The sequence below is a fragment of the Burkholderia cepacia genome, from assembly GCF_001718835.1.
Lineage (GTDB): Bacteria > Pseudomonadota > Gammaproteobacteria > Burkholderiales > Burkholderiaceae > Burkholderia > Burkholderia cepacia_F.
In genome coordinates this window covers 1,465,406-1,491,280 of the sequence record NZ_CP013443.1, presented here as the reverse complement: position 1 = coordinate 1,491,280, position 25,875 = coordinate 1,465,406, and the positions used below count along the sequence as shown (strand labels likewise).

21 protein-coding genes are annotated in these 25,875 nt (G+C 71.0%); 5 read left to right on the top strand and 16 right to left on the bottom strand.

All coding sequences use genetic code 11. The features are described 5' to 3' along the window. Nucleotides 1-42: 42 nt before the first annotated feature. Genes WT26_RS10290 through WT26_RS10265 form a run of 6 tightly spaced genes read right to left on the bottom strand, consistent with a single transcriptional unit; the run spans nucleotide 43 to nucleotide 5,689 of the window. Nucleotides 43-1,515: an alginate export family protein gene (locus WT26_RS10290; RefSeq protein ID WP_069272791.1), complete on the bottom strand. Its 1,473-nt coding sequence runs from the start codon at nucleotides 1,513-1,515 to the stop codon at nucleotides 43-45. Beyond that, nucleotides 1,512-2,207, bottom strand: coding sequence for a YoaK family protein (locus WT26_RS10285; protein WP_069272790.1), 696 nt, complete (start codon nucleotides 2,205-2,207; stop codon nucleotides 1,512-1,514). The genes WT26_RS10290 and WT26_RS10285 overlap by 4 nt, the downstream gene beginning before the upstream one ends. Further along, the gene (locus tag WT26_RS10280) at nucleotides 2,204-3,121 is read right to left on the bottom strand and encodes a VOC family protein (protein WP_069272789.1); all 918 of its coding nucleotides are present in this window, start codon (nucleotides 3,119-3,121) and stop codon (nucleotides 2,204-2,206) included. The genes WT26_RS10285 and WT26_RS10280 overlap by 4 nt, the downstream gene beginning before the upstream one ends. 25 nt (nucleotides 3,122-3,146) lie before the next feature. Continuing rightward, nucleotides 3,147-3,608 carry a DoxX family protein gene (locus tag WT26_RS10275; protein WP_069272788.1) on the bottom strand — a complete coding sequence of 154 codons (462 nt, stop codon included), beginning with the start codon at nucleotides 3,606-3,608 and terminating at the stop codon, nucleotides 3,147-3,149. A 1-nt stretch (nucleotide 3,609) separates the two neighbouring features. Continuing rightward, nucleotides 3,610-5,502, bottom strand: coding sequence for an amidohydrolase (locus WT26_RS10270; RefSeq protein ID WP_069272787.1), 1,893 nt, complete (start codon nucleotides 5,500-5,502; stop codon nucleotides 3,610-3,612). Nucleotides 5,503-5,521: 19 nt separating this feature from the next. Next, a complete protein-coding gene (locus WT26_RS10265; protein WP_069272786.1) occupies nucleotides 5,522-5,689 on the bottom strand; it encodes a DUF1427 family protein in 168 nt (55 codons plus the stop codon). 98 nt (nucleotides 5,690-5,787) lie between these two features. Here WT26_RS10265 and WT26_RS10260 point away from each other — a divergent pair, with 98 nt between their 5' ends. Beyond that, complete coding sequence (locus tag WT26_RS10260) at nucleotides 5,788-6,711, top strand: LysR family transcriptional regulator (RefSeq protein WP_069272785.1); 924 nt, start codon at nucleotides 5,788-5,790, stop codon at nucleotides 6,709-6,711. Between the two features lie 49 nt (nucleotides 6,712-6,760). On the opposite strand, the gene WT26_RS10255 is transcribed toward WT26_RS10260, so the two are convergent. Beyond that, complete coding sequence (locus tag WT26_RS10255) at nucleotides 6,761-7,447, bottom strand: hydrolase (RefSeq protein ID WP_069272784.1); 687 nt, start codon at nucleotides 7,445-7,447, stop codon at nucleotides 6,761-6,763. 276 nt (nucleotides 7,448-7,723) lie between these two features. On the opposite strand from WT26_RS10255, the gene WT26_RS10250 reads away from it, so the two are divergent. The 4 genes from WT26_RS10250 to WT26_RS10235 are packed head-to-tail and all read left to right on the top strand — an operon-like array spanning nucleotide 7,724 to nucleotide 10,945. Beyond that, a complete protein-coding gene (locus WT26_RS10250; protein ID WP_069272783.1) occupies nucleotides 7,724-7,984 on the top strand; it encodes a DUF1427 family protein in 261 nt (86 codons plus the stop codon). Between the two features lie 25 nt (nucleotides 7,985-8,009). Then, nucleotides 8,010-9,590, top strand: a complete 1,581-nt coding sequence (locus tag WT26_RS10245) for a cation:proton antiporter (protein WP_059526947.1) — start codon at nucleotides 8,010-8,012, stop codon at nucleotides 9,588-9,590. Nucleotides 9,591-9,636: 46 nt separating this feature from the next. Further along, nucleotides 9,637-10,029 carry an OsmC family protein gene (locus tag WT26_RS10240; RefSeq protein WP_069272782.1) on the top strand — a complete coding sequence of 131 codons (393 nt, stop codon included), beginning with the start codon at nucleotides 9,637-9,639 and terminating at the stop codon, nucleotides 10,027-10,029. Nucleotides 10,030-10,060: 31 nt separating this feature from the next. Next, complete coding sequence (locus WT26_RS10235; protein ID WP_069272781.1) at nucleotides 10,061-10,945, top strand: pirin family protein; 885 nt, start codon at nucleotides 10,061-10,063, stop codon at nucleotides 10,943-10,945. Between the two features lie 85 nt (nucleotides 10,946-11,030). Here the strand turns inward: WT26_RS10235 and WT26_RS10230 are convergent, their stop codons facing one another. The 9 genes from WT26_RS10230 to bcsB are packed head-to-tail and all read right to left on the bottom strand — an operon-like array spanning nucleotide 11,031 to nucleotide 25,670. After that, nucleotides 11,031-11,234: a hypothetical protein gene (locus WT26_RS10230; protein ID WP_069272780.1), complete on the bottom strand. Its 204-nt coding sequence runs from the start codon at nucleotides 11,232-11,234 to the stop codon at nucleotides 11,031-11,033. Continuing rightward, entirely contained in the window at nucleotides 11,216-12,772 is a 1,557-nt protein-coding gene (bcsG, locus tag WT26_RS10225) for a cellulose biosynthesis protein BcsG (protein ID WP_069272779.1), read from the bottom strand. Before bcsG ends, WT26_RS10230 begins: the two co-directional genes overlap by 19 nt. Nucleotides 12,773-12,797: 25 nt before the next feature. Further along, nucleotides 12,798-15,341 (bottom strand): UDP-forming cellulose synthase catalytic subunit, encoded by a 2,544-nt coding sequence (gene bcsA / locus WT26_RS10220; RefSeq protein ID WP_155774645.1) that lies wholly within the window; start codon nucleotides 15,339-15,341, stop codon nucleotides 12,798-12,800. Continuing rightward, the gene (bcsQ, locus tag WT26_RS10215) at nucleotides 15,338-16,114 is read right to left on the bottom strand and encodes a cellulose biosynthesis protein BcsQ (RefSeq protein ID WP_069272777.1); all 777 of its coding nucleotides are present in this window, start codon (nucleotides 16,112-16,114) and stop codon (nucleotides 15,338-15,340) included. Before bcsQ ends, bcsA begins: the two co-directional genes overlap by 4 nt. Beyond that, the gene (locus WT26_RS10210) at nucleotides 16,111-16,332 is read right to left on the bottom strand and encodes a hypothetical protein (RefSeq protein ID WP_069272776.1); all 222 of its coding nucleotides are present in this window, start codon (nucleotides 16,330-16,332) and stop codon (nucleotides 16,111-16,113) included. Before WT26_RS10210 ends, bcsQ begins: the two co-directional genes overlap by 4 nt. Continuing rightward, complete coding sequence (bcsE, locus tag WT26_RS10205) at nucleotides 16,329-18,266, bottom strand: cellulose biosynthesis protein BcsE (protein ID WP_069272775.1); 1,938 nt, start codon at nucleotides 18,264-18,266, stop codon at nucleotides 16,329-16,331. Before bcsE ends, WT26_RS10210 begins: the two co-directional genes overlap by 4 nt. Before the next feature lie 16 nt (nucleotides 18,267-18,282). Further along, nucleotides 18,283-22,158, bottom strand: a complete 3,876-nt coding sequence (locus WT26_RS10200) for a cellulose synthase subunit BcsC-related outer membrane protein (protein WP_069272774.1) — start codon at nucleotides 22,156-22,158, stop codon at nucleotides 18,283-18,285. After that, nucleotides 22,143-23,360, bottom strand: coding sequence for a cellulose synthase complex periplasmic endoglucanase BcsZ (bcsZ, locus tag WT26_RS10195; protein ID WP_069272773.1), 1,218 nt, complete (start codon nucleotides 23,358-23,360; stop codon nucleotides 22,143-22,145). The genes WT26_RS10200 and bcsZ overlap by 16 nt, the downstream gene beginning before the upstream one ends. 3 nt (nucleotides 23,361-23,363) lie before the next feature. After that, the gene (gene bcsB, locus WT26_RS10190; RefSeq protein ID WP_069272772.1) at nucleotides 23,364-25,670 is read right to left on the bottom strand and encodes a cellulose biosynthesis cyclic di-GMP-binding regulatory protein BcsB; all 2,307 of its coding nucleotides are present in this window, start codon (nucleotides 25,668-25,670) and stop codon (nucleotides 23,364-23,366) included. Between the last annotated feature and the right edge of the window lie 205 nt (nucleotides 25,671-25,875).

Sequence of the window (25,875 nt, the reverse complement as noted above, 5' to 3'; positions counted from 1 at the left end):
TCGACACCACACATCGTGCGCCTCTTCGACAGCGGACACGCCCTACCACCCATACTTCAGCTCGACACCGACGTAGTCCGCGTTGTGCCCGCCCGCCTGGCGGATCGCATCGCCGACCTGGAAATGCACGGCCTCGATCGCGCCGATCAGGTTCGCGGCGATCGTCCAGTCGGCACGCAGCTGCACGTACATCCCCGTCCACAACCCGCCCTTGCCTGCCGTGCCCGGCACCACCGCGTTGCCCTGCTGGTAGACCGCATCGCCGGTCGTCTCGCGCCACTGGAAACCGAGCGCCCCGAGCAGCGACAGGTTCGGCGACGGCTTCAGCGTCACCGACGGCTTCACATGGATCAGGTTCGAATACCCGGTGAAGCCGGCCAGCGTGAAGTAATAGCCGTTCGGAAACAGCGGATTGAAGGTTTCGACACGGCCGTCGTGCGGATGCCGGTCGCCCGACGCCGCATCGACCTGCAGCGCGATGCGCGGCGACCACGGCGCATCGAGCCGATAGCCGGCGATCGAACCGACGGCCCACGCGCCGATCGTGGCGTTGCCGACCGTGCCCGTCTGCAGCATCGTTTCGAGATCCCAGTCGAAGCGCCCGTGCGTGCCCGTGTAGCGAACGTCCCATACGTCGCGATGCTCCGCGCCGCTCGCATCGAGGAAACGCGCGCTGCTGCGGTTGTAGCGCGACCAGTAGCCCGACAGGTCGCCGGGCCCGACCGACTGCCGCTCGAAGCGCACGCCGCTGAACGTGAGGTCGCGGTTCGACACGTCGTCGAACGCGGACGCGGTGCGGTTCTGCACTGGCTGCGTCGCATACGCGATGAAGCGCCACTTCCGGTACTCGTAGTCGGCCCACACCGCATCGAACGCCTGCCGCACGTTCGGGCCGTCCCGCGCGGCGATGAAACGCTGCAGGTCGAACGCCATCTCCTGCCGGCCGACGCGGAACTTGAACGTGCCGCCGCCGAGCGCACCCGTGTAGGTCGCGAATGCCTGCTCGAGATCGAGCGGGTTCCTGTCGACCGGCGAGATCGTGTTCTTGCCGAATGCGCGATCGTCCTGCAACTGCACGAAGAACTGCCAGTGCTGGCCGAGATGCGCATCGGCATGCACCTCGACACGCTGGATCAGGTACGTATCCGATTGCGCGGAGCCGATGCCGAACAGCGGCGCGTCGTTGGTCTCGAGGCGCTCGCGCAGGTTCACGCCGAGCGACACATAGGAAGCCGGATCGTTGCCGAGCGAAATGTACTTCAAGCCGTCGAGCGGCGCGCGCGGCACGCACGGATTCGCGAGCACCGACCAGTCCTCCTGCCAGCGGTTGAACAGCACGGTCGGCCGCTTGGCCGTGCATGTCGATGCGGTGCCGTCCGCGGCCGGTGCCAATGCCGGCGCCGCTTCCGCGAACGCAGCGTCGCCCCCCGCGAGCAGCAGCGCCGCGACGAGCGACGCGCGGGCCGCACGATCGAAACGGCGGCCGTGATGCTTCCGTTCCCGCCGCCCGTTCATGCTCGCTCCTGCGTGATGGCGCCGGCCGATTGCGCCGCGCCCAGCGCCAGCACCGCAAGCGCACAGACGGGCGCGAGCAGCGCCCAGAACCCGGCATGGCGAAAGCCGAGCGCGCCGGATGCCGCACCGAATGCAAACGCGACGATCGCCGGCCACATCTTCGCGAAGCGCACGCGTGCCGCCGCGCGCACGCTGTCGGGCGTGCCGGCGGACAGCAGGTCGACGACGTCGAGAATCGCCTGCGTGACGTTGCCGGTCATCACCGTGTTCGGCACGCCGGCGCGCGCGATCACGCGCGGATGCGCGTTCTGGATGCCCATCGCGAACGTGCCGACGACGCCGGCCAGCAGCACCGGCAGGCTGTCGGATTGCGTGACGGGCGACGCCCACACGCCGGCCGCGCAGAAGCCGAGCAGCAGCACGGCCTGGACCGCATGCAGCGCCCGCGTGCCCTGCCACGCGGGCCGCGCGGACAGCGATCGCGCGATCAGGCTGCTCGCGACGACACCGCACACGAACGCGGGGAACACGCTCAGCTTCAGCAGGATGCCCTGGCCGAACCCCGCGGCCCCCGCGCCGATCAGCACGAAGTTGCCGGTCACGTGCGCGGTGAACAGCCCGAACAGCGCGACGAAGCTCAGCGTGTCGACGAAGCCGGCCACCGCGGCAAGGATCGTATCCTCGTGCTTCATCGCGCCGCGCCCGCGTGGATCTCGGCGACATAGCCGCCCGGGAACCGGACCAGCGCCGCGTCGCGCCCGTCCGCCGCGTACGGCGGCACGAGTACGGTCACGCCCGCGGCCTGCGCCTTCTTCAGCGTCGCGGCCAGGTCGGACACCTCGTAGCCCGTCGTTTCGCGCCCGTACGGATAAGGCAGGTGGCCGTCCGTCACGAGCACGGTCATCTTGCCGAAGCCCGACGTGATGCGAATGCGGCGATAGGTGTCGTTCGGACGGCCGATCTCGACGCCCGGCGCATTGTGCACATCGGACACGATCTTGCCGTGCGAGAACGCGACGAAGTCGCGCACCAGTTTGTCGGCACTTTCCGGCGACACGTACACGCGATTCTCGGGGATCGTCTGCAGTGCGTCGTATTTCGGCGCCTGCGTGTGCCAGTAGAGCTGCATCTTCACGCCGCCCGGCCAGCTGACGATCGCGTCGCGGCCGATCGGATCGGGGAACGTGTCGACGATCACTTCCGCGCCGTGCTCGCGCGCCGACTTCACGGCGACGTCGAGGTCAGTGACGAGATACCCCGTGCGCTCCGCGCCGAACGGCCAGGGCGTCGGCGTCTTGAAGCCGAACACGGAGATCGTGCCGGCCGGCGTGAACACGAGCTGCGACATCGTCTGGCTCGGGGTCGGCGTGACCTGGAACACGCCCTGCTTCGACTTGCTGCCGCCGAACGTCGCGACGAAGCTGTCGGTGAAGCGATCGAAATCCTCCGGCGCCACGTACACGTGCGTCGTGTCGTATTGCGGCCCGACCGCGACGGCCGGCGTCGCGACGGCCTTCGTGGCCGGTGTCTGCGCGAACGCGACGGCCGCGACGGCGAGGCCGCCCGCGATCAGCGCGGCGAGCAACACGGAACGAATCGTTTTCATGACTGGATGTCCTTGTTGTTGATCGTCATCGAGTGGTCCGGCCGTTGCCGGCCGGATACGTCGCATCGGCGAGCAGCGTCGCGAGCACGAGTGCCGCGATCAGCCCGAGATGCTCGAAAAAGCTGTTGAGCGCCATGAAATGCGCGGCGCCCGTCTGGTTCCAGAAGTCGTTCGCCACCACCATCGCGACGAGCGTCAGCATGCCGAGGCTGCCGGCGCCGAGCCACGTGAACCGATTCAGCACCACGCACAGCGAGCCGGCGATCTCGACCGCGATCGCGAGCGCCGCCCACAGCGCGGCCGGATGCAGGCCGAAATGCGCCTGCTCGGCGACCGCGCCGTCGAAATCCAGCACCTTCGCGACGCCGCCGATCAGGTAGGCGGAAACCAGCGCGAGCCGCGCGAGCGGCAGGAACCACGGCTGCGCCAGCAGCGCGCGAACCCATGCCGGGTTGTGGAAGCCGCCGCGGTTGATCGAGACGGCCATGTCAGACCGCCCAGCACGAACAGCCGAACGCGCCCCAGAAGCCCTTCGCGTCCGACGTCGGCAACGCGCTGCCCCACGCGCTCGCATGCGCATGCTGGTGCACGTTGCATGCATTCGCGCAGCCGCACATCGCGGCCGCCGCCGCCGCGCGCTGCAGGGGCGCGCCGTTGCGCTGCGTGGCGCCCCAGCCGCCGTAACCGCCGTACTCGCGCACCGGCGACCAGTCCGGCATCGCCGGCGGAATCGGCGCGTCATGCGACGCGAACGGGCCCGCGCCCCACACGATCCGGCCGCCGACCACCGTCAGCAACGCGGTCGTGCCCGCGATGTCGTCCTCCGCGCACGCGAAGAAGTCGCGATCCGGCACGACCACGTCGGCCAGCTGCCCGACCGCGATCCGCCCTTTCTTGCCGACCTCGTTCGAGAACCACGTCACGTATTCGGTCCACATGCGCAGCGCGGTTTCGCGATCGAGCAGGTTGCGCTGCGGATACATGCGCAGCCCGCCGATCGTCTTGCCCGTCACGAGCCAGGACAGCGACACCCACGGGTTGTACGACGCCACGCGCGTCGCGTCGGTGCCGGCCGACACCTTGAGGCCCTTCGACAGCATCTTCGCGACCGGCGGCGTCGCCTCGGCCGCCTGTGCGCCGTAACGCTCGACGAAGTATTCGCCCTGGTACGCCATCCGGTGCTGCACCGCGATGCCGCCGCCCAGCGCCGCGATACGATCCATCGACTTTTCGGTGACGGTTTCCGCGTGATCGAAGAACCAGTTCAGCCCTTCGAGCGGGATGTCCTTGTTCACCTTCTCGAACACGTCGAGCGCGCGGCCGATCGTTTCGTCGTACGTCGCATGCATGCGCCACGGCCAGCGGTTCTGCGCGAGCACGCGCACCACGCCCTCGAGATCGTCTTCCATCTGCGCCGGCAGGTCCGGACGCGCGACGCGGAAGTCCTCGAAGTCCGCGGCCGAGAACACCAGCATTTCGCCCGCGCCGTTGTTGCGGAAGTAGTCGGTGCCGTCGTGATACTTCGTGCTCTTCGTCCAGTTCACGAAGTCTTCCTGCTCCGCGTTCGGCTTCTGCGTGAACAGGTTGTACGCGATCCGGATCGTCATCTCGCCCGCATCGTGCAGCTTGCGGATCACCTCGTAGTCGTCCGGATAGTTCTGCGAACCGCCGCCCGCGTCGATCACGCCCGTCACGCCGAGACGGTTCAGTTCGCGCATGAAGTGGCGCGTCGAGTTGTACTGGTATTCGAACGGCAGCTTCGGCCCCTTCGCGAGCGTCGCGTACAGGATCGTCGCGTTCGGGTTCGCGAGCAGCAACCCGGTCGGGTTGCCCGCGGCATCGCGCAGGATCGTGCCGCCCGGCGGCTCCGGCGTGTCCTTCGTGTAGCCGACCACGCGCAGCGCGGCCGCGTTCAGCAGCGCGCGATCGTACAGGTGCAGGATGAACACCGGCGTATCGGGCGCGGCCGCGTTGAGTTCGTCGATCGTCGGCAGGCGCTTCTCGGCGAACTGGTGCTCGGTGAAGCCGCCGACCACGCGCACCCATTGCGGCGCGGGCGTGATCGCCACCTGCCGCTTGAGCATGTCCATTGCGACCGCGAGCGACGGCACGCCGTCCCAGCGCAGTTCCATGTTGTAGTTCAGGCCGCCGCGAATCACGTGGCAGTGGTTGTCGATCAGGCCCGGCAGCGCGGCGCGGCCGCCGAGATCGACGACCTTCGTCGCGCGGCCCGCGAGCGGCATCACGTCCGCGTCGTGGCCGACCGCGGCGAAGCGGCCGTCCTTGATCGCGACGGCGGTCGCGACGGGGTTCGCGCGGTCGAGGGTCGTGATGCGCCCGTTGTGCAGGATGAGATCCGGTTGTGTATTGGTTGCACTCATGAACGTGTCCTCGATGCGGTCAGAGGCCGAGCCAGTGACGGACCGGCGCGATCGCCTGTGCGCCGATCAGCATGCCGGCCAGGCCGACCAGGGCAATCAGCGGCGGTGCGGGCGAGCGCACCTTGACCACGCTGTACATGACGCCGACCAGCATGCCGGCACCCAACGAAAGTAGATAAGATTCCATAACGATTTTTCTCCCGGCCGGATTAGAATCACCTGCATCGCACGCCCGCGTTCGCGGTGCGTCGGATCCGTTTCGCTTCCCTGCCACCCGTTCCGACCATGCAACAGCTTCCCGATCTCGAAGCCTGGGCCATCTTCGCGCGCGTCGCGGAGACCGGTTCGTTCGCCAAAGCCGCCGACCTGCTCGGCATCACGCAACCGACCGTGTCGAAAGCGATCGCACGCCTCGAAAAACGCCTGGGCTCGATGCTGCTGTACCGCACCTCACGCAAGCTGTCGCTCACGCCGACCGGCGAGTTGCTGCGCGATCGTGCGATCCGGCTGCTCGCCGATGCCGAACTGATCGAGGGCGAAGCCTCCGCGCATGCGCTCGAACCGCACGGCCTCGTGCGCGTGAACGCGCCGATGTCCTACGGCCTGACCAATCTCGCGTCGCTGTTGCCCGCGTTTCTCGAGCGCTATCCGCGCGTCGACGTCGACCTCGTGCTGACCGACCACTTCGTCGATATCGTGTCCGGCGGCTTCGACGTCGCGATCCGGATCGCCGAACTGAACGATTCTTCGCTGCGTGCGCGCCGCCTGTGCGCGGTGCGCCGGCCGCTCGTCGCGTCGCCCGCTTATCTCGACCGGCACGGCCGGCCGACCCATCCGAGCGAACTCGACCAGCACGTGTGCCTGGCCTACACGAACATCCCGACGCCCGAATACTGGCGCTTCCGCCACAAGACGTCGGGTGAGGAGTTCGGCGTGCCGGTGCGCGGACGCATTCGCGCAAACAATGCCGACGTGCTCTGCCCTGCGCTGATCGCCGGCCAGGGCCTCGCGTTGCAGCCGGCGTTCCTGGTGTGGAACGAGTTGCAAAGCGGCGCGCTCGAGGAAGTGATGCCCGACTGGAAGATCGCCGACATCAACGTCAACCTCGTCACGCCGCCCGGCATGCTGCGCGCCGCGCGCTTGACGGTGCTGCTCGACTTCCTCGCCGACCACTTCTCGCACGCGCCGTGGGCGCTGCCCGCGGCCTGAACGCGCGGCGGCCGTTGCGCCGGCCGCGGCGAGCGCGGCCGGCGGCCCGTCACTTTGCCGGCACGGCCGGAATCGACTCGTGCGGCGTCGCGGTGCGCTGCGCGGCCTTGTGGACCATCGTGTACGCGTAGTCGACACCCATCCCGTACGCACCCGAGTGTTCCTTCGCGATCGCCATCACCGCGTCGTAGGTGTCGCGGCGCGCCCAGTCGCGCTGCCATTCGAGCGCGACCTGCTGCCAGGTGACCGGCACGACGCCGGCCTGGATCATCCGCTGCATCGCGTAGTCGTGCGCGTCCTTCGACGTGCCGCCCGATGCGTCGGCCACCATGTAGATTTCGTAGTCGCCTTCGAGCATCGCGCAGAGCGCGAACGTCGTGTTGCAGACCTCCGTCCACAGGCCGGACACGATCACCTTCTTGCGACCGTTCGCGGCGAGCGCGTCGCGCACTTTCTGGTCGTCCCACGAGTTCATCGACGTGCGCTCGAGCGTCTTCTGGTTCGGAAACACGTCGAGCAGTTCGGGGTAGGTGAAGCCCGAAAAACTCTCGGTCTCGACCGTCGTAATGATGGTCGGAATATCGAACGCCTTCGCGGCCTTGGCGAGCCCGACGACGTTGTTCTTCAGCGTCTGGCGATCGATCGACTGCACCCCGAACGCCATCTGCGGCTGCTGGTCGATGAAGATCAGCTGGCTGTTCAGGGGAGTGAGGACTTCAAGCTTGGGGTTGCTCATGGCGCGAGTCGTCCTGTGAACGGGAAAGGGAGCCCCTGCCTCGACCGCGAAAACGGGAGGCACCGGGTGTGCGTTGCACCGGATCGTTGTTGTCCGGCTTCGAGTATTTAATCAACAAACGCGCGGCCCGAACATCCAAGAAACGGAATCGATGAAATTCCGGAATCGGCGTCCGTTCGAGGCATTCCACCCTTTTGCTCTGCATGCAAACCCGCTACGCTTTCAGGACTCTGACGGCGCCCCTCGGCGTCGGTCGACCATCACGAGACGCTCACCATGAAACCGTATGTCCTGTCGCTGCTCGCCGGCATCCTCGCCGGTGTCATCTACGGCGCGCTCGGCGTGAATTCGCCGGCGCCGCCGATCATCGCGCTCCTTGGCCTGCTCGGCATGCTGGCCGGCGAGCAGATCCTGCCCGTCGCGCGCCGGATGCTCGCGGGCCACCGACTGAATACCGCATGGCGCGACGCACAATGCAGCCGGCACATGTTCGGTACGCTGCCTGGCGGCGCCGCCAACGACCGCAAGCCGTCGTGATGCATTCCGTCGCCGCCGGCCGCGCATGACCAACGTCGAACTGTTTCATTACCTGCTGCTGTTGATCTGCGGCGCGGGCGCGCTCACGTGGCTCGCCGACCGCATCTCGATTCCGCCGGCCGTCGTGCTGCTGCTCGGCGGCTGCGTGGTCGCGGTCGCCGGCAAGCGCGTGCCCGACATGGACCCGGCGCTGCTGCTTGCGGCCGTGCTGCCGCCGCTGCTGATGTCGAGCGGGTTCTACACCGCGTGGAAGGAGTTCCGGCAGGAGCTCGCATCGATCGCGTCGCTCGCACTCGGCGCGGTGGTGTTCACCACCGTCGCGGTCGCGCTCGCCGTGCATGCCGCCAACCCGGCGCTGCCGTGGGCCGCGTGCTTCACGCTCGGCGCGATCGTGTCGCCGCCCGACGCGGTTGCCGCGAAGGCGATCCTGCAGCGCCATCCGCTGCCCGCACGGCTCGTCGCGGTGCTCGAAGGCGAGAGCCTCGTCAACGATGCATCGGGCCTGCTGCTGTACCAGATGGCCGTGTCGGCCGCGCTCGCCGCGTCGATCACGGCCGCCAGCGCCACCGGGCTGTTCTTCTCGCTGACGCTGATCGGCATCGCGGTCGGCCTCGCGTGCGGCCATGCGATGTGCTGGGTGCTGCCGCGCCTGCGCGACCCGATGCTCGGCATCGTCGTGACCTTCGCGATGGCGTGGGGCAGCTACGGGATCGCGGAAGCCGTCGACGGCTCGGGCGTGCTGTCGGTGGTGACCTGCGGCCTCGTGCTCGGCGTACGCCAGCATCGCGTATTCGACGCGGACATGCGGATCAAGGCGAAGGCGACCTGGGAAGCGATCGTGTTCGTGCTCGACGCGCTCGTGTTCATCCTGATCGGCCTCGCGCTGCATGCGATCCTCGCACGCGTGAACCACGAAGGCGCGGTGCTGATGGCCGGCCTGCGCGTCGCGCTGCCTGCGACGGCCGCCGCGATCGGCGCGCGCGTCGTGTGGGTGTTCGTCGCAATGTGGCTGCCGGGCCGCCTGCGCGCGCCGCGCGCGGGCCACGCGCCGTGGTCGTGGCGCGAAGCCGTCGTGCTCGGCTGGTCGGGCATGCGCGGCGTCGTGAGCCTCGCGGCCGCGATCGCACTGCCGGCCACCTTCCCCGGCCGCGACCTGATCCTGTTCAGCACGTTCCTGCTGATCATCGCGACGCTCGTCGTGCAGGGCGGCACGCTCGCGCCGCTGATCCGCGTGCTGAAGCTGCGCCCGGCCGCGCGCCACACGATGTCCGAGCACGCGGTCCGCGCGCACACGTTCGGCGCGGCACTCGCCGAACTCGACGCGCTCGAACGGCGCGGGTCGAGCCTCGAACGCCCTTCGCTCGACCGCCTGCTCGCCGAATACCGGAACCGCGTGACCTTCAACGAACGCGCGCATCGTCACGGCACCGAACCGGCCAACGTGCGGGCGCGCATGCTGCGCGTCGAACTCGACCTCGTCGGCGTGTCGCGCCGTGCGCTGCTCGACCTGCATCGCGACGGCAAGGTCGACGACACGGTGCTGCACCGGATCGAATCCGAACTCGATTTCGAGGAACTGCGGCTGCAGCGCCTGCTCGAACCCTGAAGCCCGGCCAAGCCGCCGCCTCCCCCTTTCTCCCAATGGAACTGCCATGAGCGAACTGTCCGTCGAAGCAAGCATCGGCTCCGTCGATTACCTCGTCCACTTCACCGACGGCGTCCACCAGTGGCGCGCCGACGAGCCCGCGCCGCTCGGCGGCGGCGACGCCGCGCCGACGCCCGTCGCGCTGCTGCTGTCGAGCCTCGGCGCCTGCACCGCGATCACGCTGAAGATGTATGCGCAACGCAAGGGCTGGCCGCTCGCCGAAGTGCACGTGAAGCTCGCGCACGAATCGGGCAGCGCGGGCAGCACGATCGTGCGCCGCATCACGCTCGACGGCGACCTGTCCGGCGAGCAACGCGAACGCCTGCTGCAGATTGCGAACGCATGCCCGGTGCACAAGATCCTCACCCATCCGATCGCGATCGACACGGCGATTGCCTGACGCTTGCCGCATCCGCTACGAGACTCCCACCATGTCCGCCTCGATCAAGACCCTGCTCACGCCGCGCGAAAGCGACATCGGCAACCTCGTCGTGCGCCGCGTGCTGCCCGCGCGCGCCGCACGCCTCGTCGGCCCGTTCATCTTCTTCGACGAGATGGGGCCGGCCGTGCTGCCGGCCGGCCGCGGCATCGACGTGCTGCCGCATCCGCACATCGGCCTGGCGACCGTCACCTACCTGTTCGACGGCTCGCTGATGCATCACGACAGCCTCGGCTTCCGGCAGAAGATCGTGCCGGGCGACGTGAACTGGATGACGGCCGGCCGCGGCATCGTGCATTCGGAGCGCTCGCCCGACGAAGACCGGCCGCGCGAGCAGCCGGTGCACGGGATCCAGACCTGGGTCGCGCTGCCGGTCGAGCATGAAGACACCGCGCCCGCGTTCGTCCATCATCCGGCCGACACGCTGCCGTCGTTCACGCGCGACGGCACGACCGTGCGCGTGATCGCGGGCACCGCGTTCGGGCTCGCGTCGCCGGTCGCGGTGTTTTCGCCGACGCTCTATGCGTATGCGGCATTCGCGGCAGGCGGCACGCTCGCGCTCGATGCCGAACACGAGGAACGCGGCGTGTACCTGGTCGACGGCGACCTCGCGATCGACGGCACGCCGCTCGCGCCCGCGACGATGGCCGTGCTCGAACCCGGCGCGACCGTGGCGCTCGCCAGCGCAAGCGGCGCACGCGTGATGCTGCTCGGCGGTGCGCACCTGCCGGGCGAGCGTTTCATCGAATGGAATTTCGTGTCGAGCGCGCGCGCGAAGATCGATGCGGCCCGCGCCGCGTGGGCCGACCAGACCTTCGGCAAGGTACCGGGCGAAGAAAACGAATGGACGCGCCAGCCGGAGCGCCGCGCGCAGTGATGCGCCGCCGCCACGAACCGCCGCGGTAACGCCGCCTGCGGCTCCGGCGCGGGCTGGTCGACCGCCCCCTTCCCGGCGCGCGGCATCATTGCCCCACCTCTCGCAACCCCATCAGCTTCGCGAGCGTCGGCCAGCGGTCGAGCGACTCGATGAACGCACGGCGCGCCTGCTCGTCGACATAACGCTCGGGATCGAGCGCGGGCAGATGCCGTGCGAGGCCGAGCACGTCGTTCGGTTGCGACAGGCGATCGTCGTCGCCGTCGGGTGCGGTCACTGTTCGTCGATCCATACGCCATCCGGAGTTTTCACCGAGTAACCGTCGGCCGTCTGCATCGTCACCGTGCCTTCGTTCTCGCCCACCATCCGCGTGCGCGGCAGGTCGGCCGCGTATTGCGCGAGCGTCGTGCCCGGCTTGAACGGGCTGTTCGACACGAGGTTCGACAGCAGTTGCGCGAGCGCGAGGAAGCTGGTCGGCTGGTCGATCACGGTCGTCGCGCCGTGATCGCCGGCAAAGCCGACGAGCCGCACGCCGACCGGCCCGTGCACGATGCGCGGCGTCGGGATCTCGCGCAGGCCCGCGACCTGGTTCTTGTCGCCGCGCAGCGCGGCGCCGTGCTCGGGCACGAACACGATCACCGCACGGCGGCCCGATTGCGCGATCAGGTCGGCGAGGCGGTCGAAGTCGTCCATCATCTTCGTCACGCGCTGCGGATACGAGTCGATGCTCGTCAGCGAACTGCCGACGATCCGGTTGCCGTCGTGCAGGCTGATCGTGTTGTAGTACAGCGCGACCGGGCCTTGAACCGACGCGCGCTGCGCATACCAGTTCGCGAGCGTCGTGTAGTCGTCCTTGATCGCCGAGCCGTCGAACGCATGCATCGCAACGGGCGCGGCCGCGTTCGAGATCATCGGCGCGTCGGCCACGCCGATGTTGTCGTGGATCACCTGCAGGAAGTTGTCGAAGTGGCCGTCGTGGTTCAGCAGCGACTGCACCGAGTAGCCGGCGCTCGCCAGTTGCGAGAACAGGTGGCACTGCTGCGGCGCGGGTTTGTACAGGTCGGCGTGCGCTTCCTGCCCGCAGCTTGCGCGCATCACGCGGATCGCCGCCGGGCCGCTGTAGCTCGCGGCCGTGCTGAAGTTCGAGAACAGGTAGTCGAAATGACTCAGCATCGGATGGTTGCGCACCTTCGCGGCATCGAGGTCGTCCCACGACAGCGAGCAGACGTGCAGCACGATCACGTCGAACTGTGCGGCCGGATCGCTGCCGAGGTGGCCGAACGCGACCTGTCGCTGCGACTCCTGCGTGCGGAACGTCGCGAGCGCGGCGTTGTGGTCCTCGGGCTGGCCGGCGAGCGTCGTGCCCGACGACGACGCCTGCGCCTGCGCGTTCGACGCGATGCGCGCGACGAGCCCGCTGCCGGCCTGCCACAGCGGCATCACGACCAGCGCGGCCAGCACGAAGGTCGCGACGCGCAGCCAGCGGTTGACGACGAAGTATGCGACGAGCACGCCGCCCACGACGATCAGCAGCATCGGCGGCAGCAGGCGCGGCAACAGCTCCATCCAGTAGTCGAGGCGGAACGTGCTGACTTCGCGCAGCGCGTCGGCGAGCCGCGCGAGCGGCGGCGCGTGCGCTTCGCGCGCGAGCAGCGGCACCGCGATCGCGATCGCGACGACCTGCCTGACGATGCGCCACGCACGCCGCCGGATCGGCGCGCTCGCCGCGAGCGCCACCGCGAACGCGAGGTTCGCGAGCCAGAACGGCTGCAGGCGCCCGGTCGCGAACAGCGCGAACTTCAGGATGAAATACAGATTCCAGAACGTCATCGAGACAACTCCATCTTGGGCGGCGTCAGTCGCGCGCCCGATCGAGCGCCAGCATCGCCTGCGCGCTGCGCGACACGCCCTTCAACAGGCGCACGTAACCGTCGACACCCACTCTCAGCACTTCCCTCAGCCCGCGCAGCGGCGTGTCGGGCCGCTCGCCCTGGTGCCAGTCGAGCCACGCGTCCGCGCGCCCGAACGTGCATTGCACGAGCTGGCGCTCCTGTTCGAGCGTCAGTTCCTCGAAGCTGACGCCGACATGGGTCGGCGTCACGCGGCTCACGCGCACCGGGAACGGGAACGGCCGGTCGCCGCGCGTCACGCACACCGTCAGCGTATCGCCGACGGCGACCGGGAGCCCCGGCACCGCTTCGAGGCCGAGGCCGCCGGTCGAGTAGTCGCTCGTGAAGCACGCGGCCGTCGAGCCGTCGGGGAGCAGCAGCGTGGCCGGCACGCGCATCGCGATCCGGTGCGTGACGCGCACCTGCTTGGTCTCGCGCGCGACGGCCAGCGCGGCGCCGAGCATCGCGAGGTTGTACACGGTCCAGCCGAGCGTGATCAGGATCGTCGACGCCTCGTCGCCCTGGTCGGCCGCGAGCCGCCAGATGCCGGCGAGGATCGCGAGCACGTTCAGCCCGAACAGCACGAGATACGGCTTCGACGTCGACCAGTCGACGTAGCCTTCGTCGATCTTGCCACCCTTGTCGGTCACGTTGAACTTGCCGTGCTTCGGGCTGAAGAACGCGACGGTGGTCGGCAGCGCGATGTACCACGCGAGTACCGATTCATAGACCTCGGCCCAGAACGAATGACGGTAGCGCCCCTGCATCCGCGAGTTCGCGACGTTCGCGAGCACCAGGTACGGGATCACGTAGCTCGCGAGCGCGAGCGACGATGCGTTGATGAAGTACAGGTGGAAGAACAGGTACGCGATCGGGATCGTCAGGAACACGAGCCTCGGAATCCCGTAGAAGAAGTGCAGCATCGCGTTGCCGTAGCAGATCCGCTGGATGAGGCCGAGCCCGCGCCCGAGGAACGGGTTGTCGATGCGGAAGATCTGCGCCATCCCGCGCGCCCAGCGCGTGCGCTGCTTCACGTGGCCCGCGAGGCTTTCGGTCGCGAGGCCGGCCGCCTGCACGGTCGGCAGGTACGCCGACGTATAGCCGCGCCGGTGCAGCTTGAGCGCGGTGTGCGCATCCTCGGTCACGGTCTCGACCGCGACGCCGCCCACCTCTTCCAGCGCGCTGCGCTTGAGCACCGCGCACGAGCCGCAGAAGAACGTCGCGTTCCACAGGTCGTTGCCCGACTGCACGAGGCCGTAGAACAGGTTGCCCTCGTTCGGGATCTCGCGGAACGTGCCGAGGTTGCGCTCGAACGGATCGGGCGAGAAGAAATGGTGCGGCGTCTGCACCAGCGCGCACTTCGGGTCGCGCAGGAACACGCCCATCGTCGTCTGCAGGAACGAGCGGGTCGGCACGTGATCGCAGTCGAAGATCGCGATGTATTCGCCGTGCGTCTTCGGCAGCGCGCGGTTGATGTTGCCGGCCTTCGCGTGGCGGTTGTCGTCGCGCGTCACGTAGTCGATGCCGGCCTCGCGCGCGAACGCCTCGAATTCGGGGCGCTTGCCGTCGTCGAGCAGGTACACGCGCAGCTTCGCGCTCGGCCAGTCGATGCTCTGCGCGGCGAATACCGTCGGCTTCACGACCGACAGCGGCTCGTTGTAGGTCGGGATGTAGATGTCGACGGTCGGCCAGGTGTCGGGATCGTCGGGCAGCGGCACGATCGGCCGGTCGAGCGGCCACGCGGTCTGCACGAAGCCGAGCAGCAGGATCATCCACGTATAGGCTTCGGCGCCGTACAGCAGGTAGCCCGCCCACGCCTCCAGCGGGCTGCGGAAGTCGAGCGTCTGCGTCGTGCGCCACCACACGTAGCGCACCGTCGCGAGCAGCGCGAGCGACGCGAGCGCAAGCGTCGGCAGATGGCCCGGCAGGCGGCGCAGCATGAGCGCCAGCACCGCGACGATCGCGAAGAACGCGAACTGCGCGCCGGGCATCAGCGGCGACATCCCGGCCGCGGCCCACAGCAGCGCGCCGGCCGCCAGCAGCAGCGGCGCGAGCCAGCGGCGCCGGCCGATGCCGTTCGCGCGCGCATCGAGCCAGCCGCCCCAGCGCACCCACGGCAGGCGCGCGACGAGCGCGCCGACGCCCCGCCCGATCGCGCGGACGAACACGTACCCGGGGACGACGGTCTTGTCGAACCACGCGAGCGGATCGCGCGCGGGGCGGCCGCCGGCCGCGCGCGGCGCCCGCACGATCGCGCGCCACAGCCATTCGCGCGGGCTGAGCGGCTGCAGCACGCCCCACTCGTGCGCGAGCCGCAGGGACGCGACGCGCACCCAGCGGCGCACGTGATCGGGCCGGCCGGGCGGCGGTGCGTGGAAGAACAGCCGCACGAGCCAGTCGACCAGCGTGCGTTGCGCGGGCAACCCGATGCCGCGCGCGATCCAGTCGAGCGCTCGGCGGCCGAATGCACGTGCGGCGGCGTATGCAGCGGCCAATGCGACGGGTTTCATCGCCGGCCCCCGGTCCGCCCCGCCACGGCGGCGCCGAGCCACGCGTCGACCCAGTTCGCGACGCCGTTCAGGTCGTGCGACGCCTGCGAATACGGTGCGTCGTCGAAGATCCAGCTGCCGCGCGCGAGCGCTTCGGGCACGGCCGCATCGACGTGGATGCGCTGCTCGAGCATCGACGCCGGCCCCGCGACCGCACGCAGCATCGCGAGCGCGTCGCGCTGCATGTCGCGCGCCGGATTCAGCCGGTTCACGACGATGTGCAGCTCGCCGCCGGCCCTGAGCGCACCGAGCCGCGCGGCCGTCGTCGCACAGGCGGCGGGCTCGGGCGGCACGACGACGAGCGTCAGGTCCGCGCGGCGAATCGCCTGCTCGGCGTGCAGCGACGGGCAGCGCGCCGCGTCGACGAGGGCGACGCCGTCTTCCGGCAGTGCGATGTCGCCGAGCGCGCGCGACAGCCACGCGGGATCGGCCGCGAGCCGCGCATCGCATGCGGCCGCGCCGGCCGCATCGACCTGCCCGTAAGGCACGAACAGCACGCCATCGGCGTTACGCCACGTGTGCGCATGCCACGGCTCGGCGCCGCCGAGCACGCTCTGCGCGAGACCCGCGCCGGACAGCGTGTCGAGGCCGAGCGTCGCGCCCATCAGGTTCTGCGCATCGAATTCGACGGCGACGACCGGCCGGCCGCGGCGCGCCAGCAGCACCGCGAGCGCGGCCGTGAGCGTCGTGCGGCCTGCGCCGCCGGTCGTCGACGTAATGGCGATCGTCTTCATCGGGCCGCCTCGCGGCCCGCGGCGGCGACGTCGGCGGCCCCGGGCAGCAGCCGCCCGCGCAGCGCGACCGGCACGAGTTCGCACGGCACCGCGTCGCGCCGGTCGATCCCGCGCGGCGCGTGAAAACCGCGGCCGATGCCGAGATGCTGCGCAACGATCCACACGGGCACCGCGATCGCGATGCCGACGACGAATCCGATGACGAGTTCGGCGATCATGCGACCCCCTCCTTGCGCAGCGGCATCGCGCTGCGGATGGCGCTGCGCTTGCGCGCGGCAACGACAGGGTGCGGGGCGGGCGCGACCGGCGCGACCGGCGCGGCGGACGGCGGCGGCGCGGCGGACGGATCGTCCGGCGGCGGTACGGCAACGGCGGACTGTGCCGGCGCGTCGCCCGCGGCATCGATTGCCTGCGTCGGCGTCGCCGTATCCGGCCCCGCGCCGCCCGCCGGCTGCGCGGCCCCGAACAAATCGCTGTAGTCGGCGATCGGCGCGCGCCGGTTCTCGGTCTTCAGCGCATTGAGTTCGGTATCGATGCTGCCGTGCCCGAGACACACGACGCGGTCGGACAGCGTGTCGACCGGCACCGCGAAGATGCGCGCGAGCGCGTCCTCCGCGTCCGCCGGCTCGCACGCGAACAGGAAAACGTACAGGTGCGCGGCATCGGCCGTCACGACGTCGCCGGCGCGGCGCGGGCGGCAATGCCGCAGCGCGTCGACGTGCGACACGCCGGGCAGCAGCGCGATCTTCGCGAGCGTGTGCGGCAGCGCGAGCACGGCGCCGCGATCGAGCACCGCGCGAATCCGCAGGCAGAACGCGCCGACGGGCAGGTAGCCGAGCACCGAATCGCCGAGCGCGGCCGCGAGCGCGGCACGATAGTCGGCCGCGACCGGGCGCGCCTGCAGCTGGCCGTGCAGCGAGCGCACCGCGGCCTGCAGTCGCGATACCGGCAGGTCGCGTGCGATGACGCGGCTCGCGCCGACGCTCAGCACGAGCATCTCGAACTGCTGGCGCAGCACTTCGCCGCGCTCGACGACCGCGATCTTCAGCGCACCGCCGCACTGCCGGCGCAGCGTATGCACGTGCGCGCACAGCGCTTCGAGCTGCGTGCGGGTGCGGAACACGAGCACCGCGGTCGCGGCCTGGGCATGCGCGCAGGCGGCCACGACGGCCGCGTTGTCCTCGACGATTTCCCAGTCCTTCGGCACCCAGTTCTCGCCGTCGAGCACCGCGCGGCTGACGACGACGCGATCCTCGTCGCTCGCGAGCTTCATCTGGCGCGGCTGCACGAGCGCATCGGCATCGAAGATCGCGGACAGCCGGCCGCCCGGCGCGAAACGCAGCGGCCGTACCTCGCCGGCCGCGAGCGTCTCGCCCGCGCGCCAGAAATCGACGATCCACAGCAGCTCGCCATGGGTGCGCTGCAACTGCGCGACGCCCGAGCAGACGCTGTGGAACGCGCTGCGCCGGGTGCGGCGCGCATCGCGCACGAGCGGCAGGTCGTCGGCGCCCGCGTCGTCCGCGCCCGCGTGGCCGGCGTCGGGGTTCATCAGCAGCACGAGCGCGATCCGGCGCGTGCGGCACCAGTCCGCGAACGCACGCCCTTCTTCCGCCAGCGCGGCGGGATCGTTCCAGCTGAACCAGCGCTGCGCGCCCTCGACGAAATACAGCGAGCGTGCGCGAAAGCCGTAACGCTTCATCGCGCGCAGGCCGCCGGTCAGCCGCGCGAACGGGCCCGGCGCGGCATGCGCGGCGTCCGGCTGCGCGTCGGCGGCGGCCGGCGGCATCGCCAGCACGTTCAGGTTGCGCGGCCAGCCGGGCGCGAGCGCGGCGCCCGCGAAGCCCCGCTCGCTCAGCTGCGCGGCGACGCTCGCGTGGTCGCGCGCGAGCACGACCGTCACGTCGCGCGTGCGCGCCTGCCGCGCGCTCTCCCACACGAGCGCATCGCAGGCCGGCGTGCCGCCGGCCGCGTAGATCGCGTACAGGCCGCCGGCTTCCAGCTGTGTCCACGCGTCGGGCAAGCCGTCGATCGCGAGCCGGCTCAACGTGGACACGCGGCCGTCGGCCGGCCCCATGCGCAGCAGCGCGCGCAGGCGAGCGAACACGCCGGCGGCGCCGGGCGCGGGACGGGTGGCTTCGAAGTCGGTGTTCACGCTAATGCATCCTCTGCTAAAAATCCGAATAAAGCCGCACGGGCGTCGGCGTGACGAGCCAGCTGCGTTGCGCGCGTGCGTCGAACGCATAGCGCAGGTACACGAGCGCCGAACTCGGCGCGTAGTCGTGCGACCGGTCGACATGCAGTTGCGCGCCGACGCTCAGGTGCGGGTTCACGCGATACTCGACGATCCCGTTCACGCCGTACGAGAACGACACGCCGCGCGTCGAGCTGCCCGAATAGACTAAGCCCGCGCGCTCCTGCTTGGCCCGCTGGTCCGGGAACGTCGGGTAATACAGCGAATCCTTCTCGTAGCTGTTCGAGATCCCGCCCGTGACGGTCAGGTCCCACGACAGTGCGTCGTGCCGCCCCGCCCATTCGATCGGCACGCCGAGCGACAGGTAGCGCTGCGGGCTGTAGTAACCGCCCTGCCCGTACGTGTAGTAGCGCAGGTTCTGCGCGTAGTGCCACGCGTTGCCGACGAGCCCCGTGCTGACCTTCATCGTCGCGCGCTCGTACACGGGCACCGTGAAGCCGGTGCGCAGCGTGACTTCCGCGTTGCGCTCGACGTTGCGGCCGGACAGCACGCCCGCGCCGAGTTCCGCGAACAGGTTCGTGCGGCCGACGTCGACCGACGCGCGCAGGTTCACGCCGTCGCGGCGCACACCGCCCCAGACCGCGCCCGTCCACGGGTCGCGCATCCCCGAGTACGACAGCACGCTGCTCGTTTCCGGCCGCCGCGACGCGTTCACCGAGAAGCTGGCCGGGCCCGCGTCGAAGCGATAACGCACGCCGCCGACGAGGTAATGCACGGGAAAACCGAGCGGCGACGTGCCGAGATCGAAGCGCCATGCGTCCGACAGATAGCCGGCGCCGAGCGCGACGCCCGTCACCGACTGGTGCAGCGAGCCCGGCGGATTGGCAAGGAACGCGTCGAGCGCCGGATTCGTCCCGGGCAGGCTCGACTGCCTGAGCGCCGCGAACGTGCCGAACGTCTTGAGCGAATACGCATTCGAGTCGCTCGTATCGAGCGTGCCCGGGTCGAGATGCACGGTGTCGATCTGCGCGAACACGTGCCCGTCGTAGCGAACCGGCATCTGCAGGTAGATCGGCACCTGCTGCGCGCGATACGACGAGATGCCTTCGTCGCCCGACTTGTAGGCGGGCGTCCAGCCGGTCTCGATCTCGGGATTGCGCCGCTGCTCGAGCTCCGCGAACGCGGCCTGCGCGGGCGTCAGGCCGTCACGGCCCGGGCTCACGCCGGTCGAACGCTCCTGCGACTGCGACAACCGGTACAGCGACGCCGCGTCGTCATAGCGGCCCTGCGCCTCGGCCACGCGCCCGGCCGCGACCGTCACGTCGGCGCGCGCCGGATACGCGGCATGCAGCCGGTCGGTCACCTGCGCGGCTTCGTCCGCGCGGCGCAGCGCGTTCAGCCGGCGCACGGCCGACAGTTGCGTGTCGACGTCGTCGTCCGGCGTGCGCGCGAGCACCGCCTGCACGCGCGCCAGCGCGGCGGCACGGTTGCCGCTGTCCTCGTCGATGCGAGCCAGCGCGAGCTGCGTATCGGCATCGTCCGGCGTATGCGCGACGATCGGCGCGAGCGCATCGCGCGCCGCGTCGTAACGACCCTGCGCGCGTTCGAGATCGGCCCGCTCGAGCGCGTAGCGCGGGTCCGCCTTGGCCGCCGGGCTCACGCGATCGAGCAGTCGGCGCGCCGCGGCGTAGTCCTGTTGCGCGATCGCGTCGTCGGCTCGGCGCAGGATCAGCCGCAGCGACTGGTCTTCGAGGCGCGCGGTCTGTGCGGCCGTCAGCGACGGTTCGTGGCGCAGCGCGTCAAGCCACGCGGCGAGCGCGTCGTCGCGCCCCGCGCTGCCGAGCAGGTCGCCGTAGCGCAGCCGCACGTCCGCATCGGCTTCGCGCGGATGCGCGTCGATCCAGCCGCGCAACGGCGCGAGGCCGCGCTCGGGTTCGCCCGCGTCGATCCACTGCGCGCCGATCGCGGCGAGCATGTCGGGATCGTCCGGCGCGCTGGCCTGTGCATGCGCGAGCGACGCCGCGAACGCCGCCCTGTCGCCGCGCACCAGCGCGCCGCGCGCGTCGGCCAGCGTGCCTTCGGCGTCGAGCTTGCGCGCCAGCGCGCGCATCCCGTCCGTGCGGTGCGCATCGTCGACCGGCGCGAGCGCGGCTTGCGCGCCCGCGATATCGTCGAGCGAATTGCGATACAGCGCGGTCGCGTAATGCATCTCCGGCTCGTCGGATTGCGCGAGCCCGTCGTCCATCACCGTGCGGCCGAGCTGCGGCAGCCCCATGTCGCGATACAGGCGCGCGAGCGCGAAGCGCGTCCACGGCGCGTCGGGCGCCGCGCGCACGGCCGCCTCGTAGCGCTGCGCGGCGGGCCCGCGTTCGCCCTTGTCCGCCAGCGCGCGCGCCTGGTCGGCGAGCAGGTCGGCACGCAGGCCGTCGAGCGCGCGCCCGTCATCGCGGCCCGTCACGCGGCCTCGCAACGCGTCGAGCAGCGGGCCGATCCGGTCCGCGCGGCCGGTGTTCTGATACAGCGTGGCCGTATCGCGCACGGCCGAGAGGCTCGGCGAACGCGCGGCCAGCAGCTCGCGCAGCAACGGCTCCGCGCGCGCCCAGTCGCGCTGTGCGAGCAACGCGTCGGCCAGCTGCAGCTTCGCGTCCGGGCTGCCCGGCTGCATCGCGAGCGCCGCACGCGCCGCGCGCTCCGCGTCCTGCGGACGTCCCGCGGCGGCGGCCGCGCGGCCTTGCGCGAGCAGCCCCCAGAACTGCGCGGTGCGCGCGAGGCCCTGCCATTTGCCGCGCTGGTCGGTCGCGAGCGTCGCGGCGCGCGTGAACAGCGCGCGCGCCTCGTCGTGCCGCCCCTCGCGCAGGCGCAGCAGGCCGAGCCCGCCGACTGCGTCGGCGTCGTCCGCGCGTGCGCGCGCGGCGCGCGTCAGCAGCGGATCGGCGCCGGCCAGGTCGCCGCGCGCGAGCGCCTGCAGGCCGCGCTGCTGCGCGATGTAGTTCGGGTCGCGTTCGAGGCGCAGCTGCGCGTCGCGCTGCCGCTCCAGCCCCGCGACCTTGTCGCGGAATTCGGTGTCGTCCGGCACGAGCGCGAGATACGCGCGCATCGCGTCGAGGTAGGCCGGGTCCGCATCGGCCGACTGCAGCACGCGCCGCCACTGCGCCATCGCCTCCGTATGGTCGGCATCGGCGCGCTTCGCGAGCGCCCACGCGAGCCGGTTCGCCTCCGGCCGCGTATCGGCGCGCTGGTTCAGCAGTTTCGCGAGCCCGAGCGCCGCGTCGACGTCGTCCGGATCGGCCGCGACCGCGCGGCGCAGCGCGGCGATCGCCGGCTCGCGCCCGCCCGGCGCATTCGACACGATCTGGTAGTACTCGGCGCCGAGCGCGCCCTCGGGCGCACCGTTCGGAAACAGCGCGACGATCCGCCGGGCCGCCTCGTCGGCGCGGCCGCTGCGCGCGAGCAGACGGATCTGCGCCATCTCGCCGCGCCCGCTCGTGGCAACGCGATATTCGTCGGCGGCCCGCCGCGTGGCGGGCGCGCCGCCCGCCTGCGCCTTCAGGCGCGCCAGCGCCGCCTGCGCGCCCCGCGCATCGCCCAGGCGCAACAGCACGCGAACCTGTTCGGCCAGCAGCTCGGGATCGCCCGGCGCGATCAGCAGCCCCTTGCGCAGCGCATCGCGCGCGAGGTCGTCGCGATGCTTGACGCCCCACATCCGCGCGGTCGCCAGCAGCCGCCGCGCGTCTGCGGCGTCCGGCGCGGCCGACGCAGGCGCGGCCGGCGCGGCCACCGCCGCGCATACCGACGACGCGAGCCACGCGAATCCCGCGACGTGCGGTGCGGCGCGCTTCAGCGGGCGGCGCATCGGCGATCCCCCCAGCGCACGTCCAGCGTGCCGTCCGCGCCGAACCGGTAGCGTCCGTCGCGCCAGCCGAGCCCGAACAGCGTCAGCACGCTCGTGTAGTAGCCGGGCGCCGACTGGCGCGCGAGCGTATCGACACGCGCCGCCTGCGCATCGGCGAGCGCACGCTGGCCGCGCGCGTCGAGGAACGGCACGGCGGCCGCCGAAAACCCGCCGTTGCCATCGTTCGGCCCCGCGACGCCCGTCGTCGTATCGACCTTCTCGGGCGGTGCGCCACGCGCGGCGATGGCGTCGGCGAACGGCGCAAAGCGTGCGAGCAGCGGCGCGGCGAGCGGATCGGCGCGGTCGAGCATGCCGGCCCACAGATACACGCGGATCGCGTTGTACGCGCTCTGCGCTTGCGTGGCCGGATCGGGCGCGAAGCCCGAGCCCGTGCGGAACAGCGCCCAGTCGGGCGAAAAGCCTTTCGGCGCCGTGTCGAGCAGCACGCGGCCGGTGCTGGCGGCGAGCGCGGCCCAGCGCCGGTCGTCGGGCAGGCGCGCGCCGAGCGCGCGGATCACCTGCGGCGGCGAATAGCTCGGGTTCACGCGCCACTGGCCGTCGGCCAGCTTGAACCCAGTCGGCCCCGGCAGCAGCGTGAGGCCGAGGCCCGGCACGGTCGCGGTCTCGTCGTCGAGCACGCGCTTCGCGAGCAGCGCGCCGCGCGCCGTGTAGCTGCGCTCGTGCCACAGCCGCCCGGCCTCGACGAGTGCATACGCGATCCACAGGTCGGCGTCCGACGCCGCATTCGCGTCGAGCACGCGCCACGCGCCGTCGGGCGCACGGCCCCACAGCCACGCCGGCAGGTGCGCGCTCAGGTCGCCCTGCGCGAGGTTGTTCTCGGTCCATGCGAGGATCGTGTCGAACATGCGCCGGTCGTTCGCGACCAGCGCGAAGAAGAGTCCATACGCCTGCCCCTCCGACACCGTGCGTGAATCGGCCGAGCCGACGTCGATCACGCGGCCGTCGGCCGAGATGAAATCGCGCTTGAACGCGTCCCAGCGCGGCCACGCGGCCGCGCATGCGCCATCGGCCGCGCCGGCTGCGTCCTTGCCCGCGGCCGGCGCGCTCGCGGCCATGCCGGCCGTCGACACCGCCAGCGCCAGCGCCGCGCCGGCGCGCCACGCCGTCCGGCTCGCCCGCCGCCTTGCCGTTGCCTGCGCCATCCGTTACATCCCCCGTCGACGCGCGGCGATTCTCTGCAGCACGCTGAACACGCCGAGCGCGAGCAGCAGCCCCGCGACCACGCCGACCGCGCCGAGCACGACCGGATGCCGCGCCGCCTGCGTCCACACGCGCGCATACCACGGCACGAAGCCGACCACGTAAGGCTCGCCGACGCGCAGGCTGTCGACCTGCCCCGGCCGCACCAGCGCGAGGTCGCCCTGCAGCTGCGACACGAGCCCGGCGTTCTCGAACACATCGAGCAGATCGCCGAGGCGCGGCTGGTCGGTCGCCGCCAGCGCGACCACGCTGCGCCCCCGGCTGCCCGGCAGCTCGAACCCGGCAAGCGCCGCGAGCGAGCCCGTCTGCTCGATGTGCGCGCCGCCTTCGGCCAGGCCGACGCCGTTGCGCCAGCGCTCCTTCACCGAGAACGCGATGCGCGCGGCGCCTCCCGCGCTGCCCTGCTCGCCGATCACGAGCGGCAGCGCCGAGCGCCAGTGCGCGAGCAGCGGCGACGCGGGCGAGCCGTCGATCACGAGCAGGTCCTTGTCGCGCAGCGCGGCGACGTCGCCGGGCCGCGCGACCTGCACGCGCAGGGCCGGAAACCCGGTCCATTCGCCCATGTGGCCGAGCATCGTCAGGTAGGCCTCGAGCTCCTGCGGCGACGGCCGGTCGGGCATCACGACGGCCGTCTGCGACAGGTCGGCGAAGCGCGTGAACGGGAAGCCGCTGTTCGCGAAGAACGCGAGGTTCGGCAATTGCGCGTAATGGACGAAGTGCGAGAAGTCGATCGTCGAATCGGGATCGATCGCCGCGCGCTGCGGCTCGGTCGCCGTGCTCGAGCACAGGCCCGTCTTCTGCGAGTCGAGCGTGAAGCGGAACTGCAGCTGGTTGCCGCTGCCGACCCGGAACGCCGGGATGTCGACGTCGCTCGTCACGCGCCCTTCGGGCACCGACAGCAGCGGCAGCTGCATGCGGCCGTGCGCGTCCTCGGCATGGGCCGGCCCGAGCCGGTACGACTTCACGAGCTGCTCGTTGATCTCGACGGCGAGCGTCGAGTTGTCCTGCACGGTCGGCGCCGTGTAGCGGTAACGCAGCGTGATCGGCACGCCCGCGCCGTTCCACGAATGCAGGTCGGCCGGCACGCGCAGGTTCAGGCGGATGGCGTCGGGCGTCGTGCCGCGCACTTCCAGCGCGCGCGGGTCCGGCACCAGTTCGCGGAACGCGATCGGCCGGTTCACGGGCAGCCAGCGCGGCGCGTCGTACGGCTTGCGCGGCGCGCCGGGATCGACGTGCGCGACCGTCGCCGCCGGCCCCGACAGCGCGGCCCGGCCCAGCACGAGCGTCGCGACCGCATCGTCGACCTCGGCCGCCGTGCGGCCCGTGACGACGAGCAGCTTGCGCCCCGGCGCGGCCGGGTTGTCGGCCACCGCGAGCAGCGGGCCGTTGATCGACGGCAGCGCGAGGCCGGCCGGCAGCGTCGCGGCCGTGCCGATCACCACCGCCTGGTCGTCCGTCGGCAGCCCGGACGACACCGGGAACCGCGCATGCCGGTAGTCGGCCAGCGCGCCGAACCACGACGCGAGCACGCCCGCGCTGCGCAGCGTCGCCGAATCCGGCGACGCCGGCAGCACGAACGGCAACCGCACGCGGCCGTTGTCGCGCCGGTCGAAGAACGGCGCGGGCAGCAGCGCGAGATCGTTCGGCAGGCGCACCGGCGACTCGTCGAGGATCAGCTCGCTCTTCGGGCTCACGTCGGCCCACAGCGCCGAGTTCGACGGATCCTCGCAATGGTCGAGCGTGTAGTGCGCGATCAGGCGCAGGCCGATCTGGTTGAAATCCGAGAAATAGCGCGGATCGATCGGGATGTCCTGCGTGACCGTACGGCCCGCCTGCGCGGCGTCGAACGGAACGGTCGCGATCACCTCGCCGTTCACCGACACCTTCAGGTGCGACATCGGGAACACCAGCGACGGCGAATAGGCATAGGTCAGGCGCAGCCGCGCGCCGGTGACCACGCGGTCGAGCCGCACGCCCGCGTTGATCGTGCGCGCGTCGTCGGCGCCGCGCAGGCGCAGCGGATCGAACGCTCCGAGCGACGAGAACGGTAGGCGCACGGTGGTCGCGCCCCGGACGGCGGACGGCGCGCTCGCCGGGGCCGTCGGAACCGCCGCCTGGGCTGTGACCGGCGCCGGAACGGCTCCGGCCCCGGCCGCGCCGGGCGCCGTCGGCGTGGCGGCCGGCAGGCAAGCCGCGTAGAACGTGCCGGCCGCGGCCGCGATCGAGACGAACAGCGACGCGGCCGGCTTCATGCGCGGCCCCGCTTCATGTGATGGTCGACAGTGTCGAAAGCGACGCACGCGGCGCAGCCGGGCAGGCGAATGCACATCCCCAATGCTTCCCCTTGAATCCAGGTCCTGATCGTGGTGATCGAAACGGCGTGGCTGACCACGACAGCGCCCCCGCGCCGCTGCGCGCATGCCTGGCACCGGCACCCGCGCAGATCCGATTCGTCAC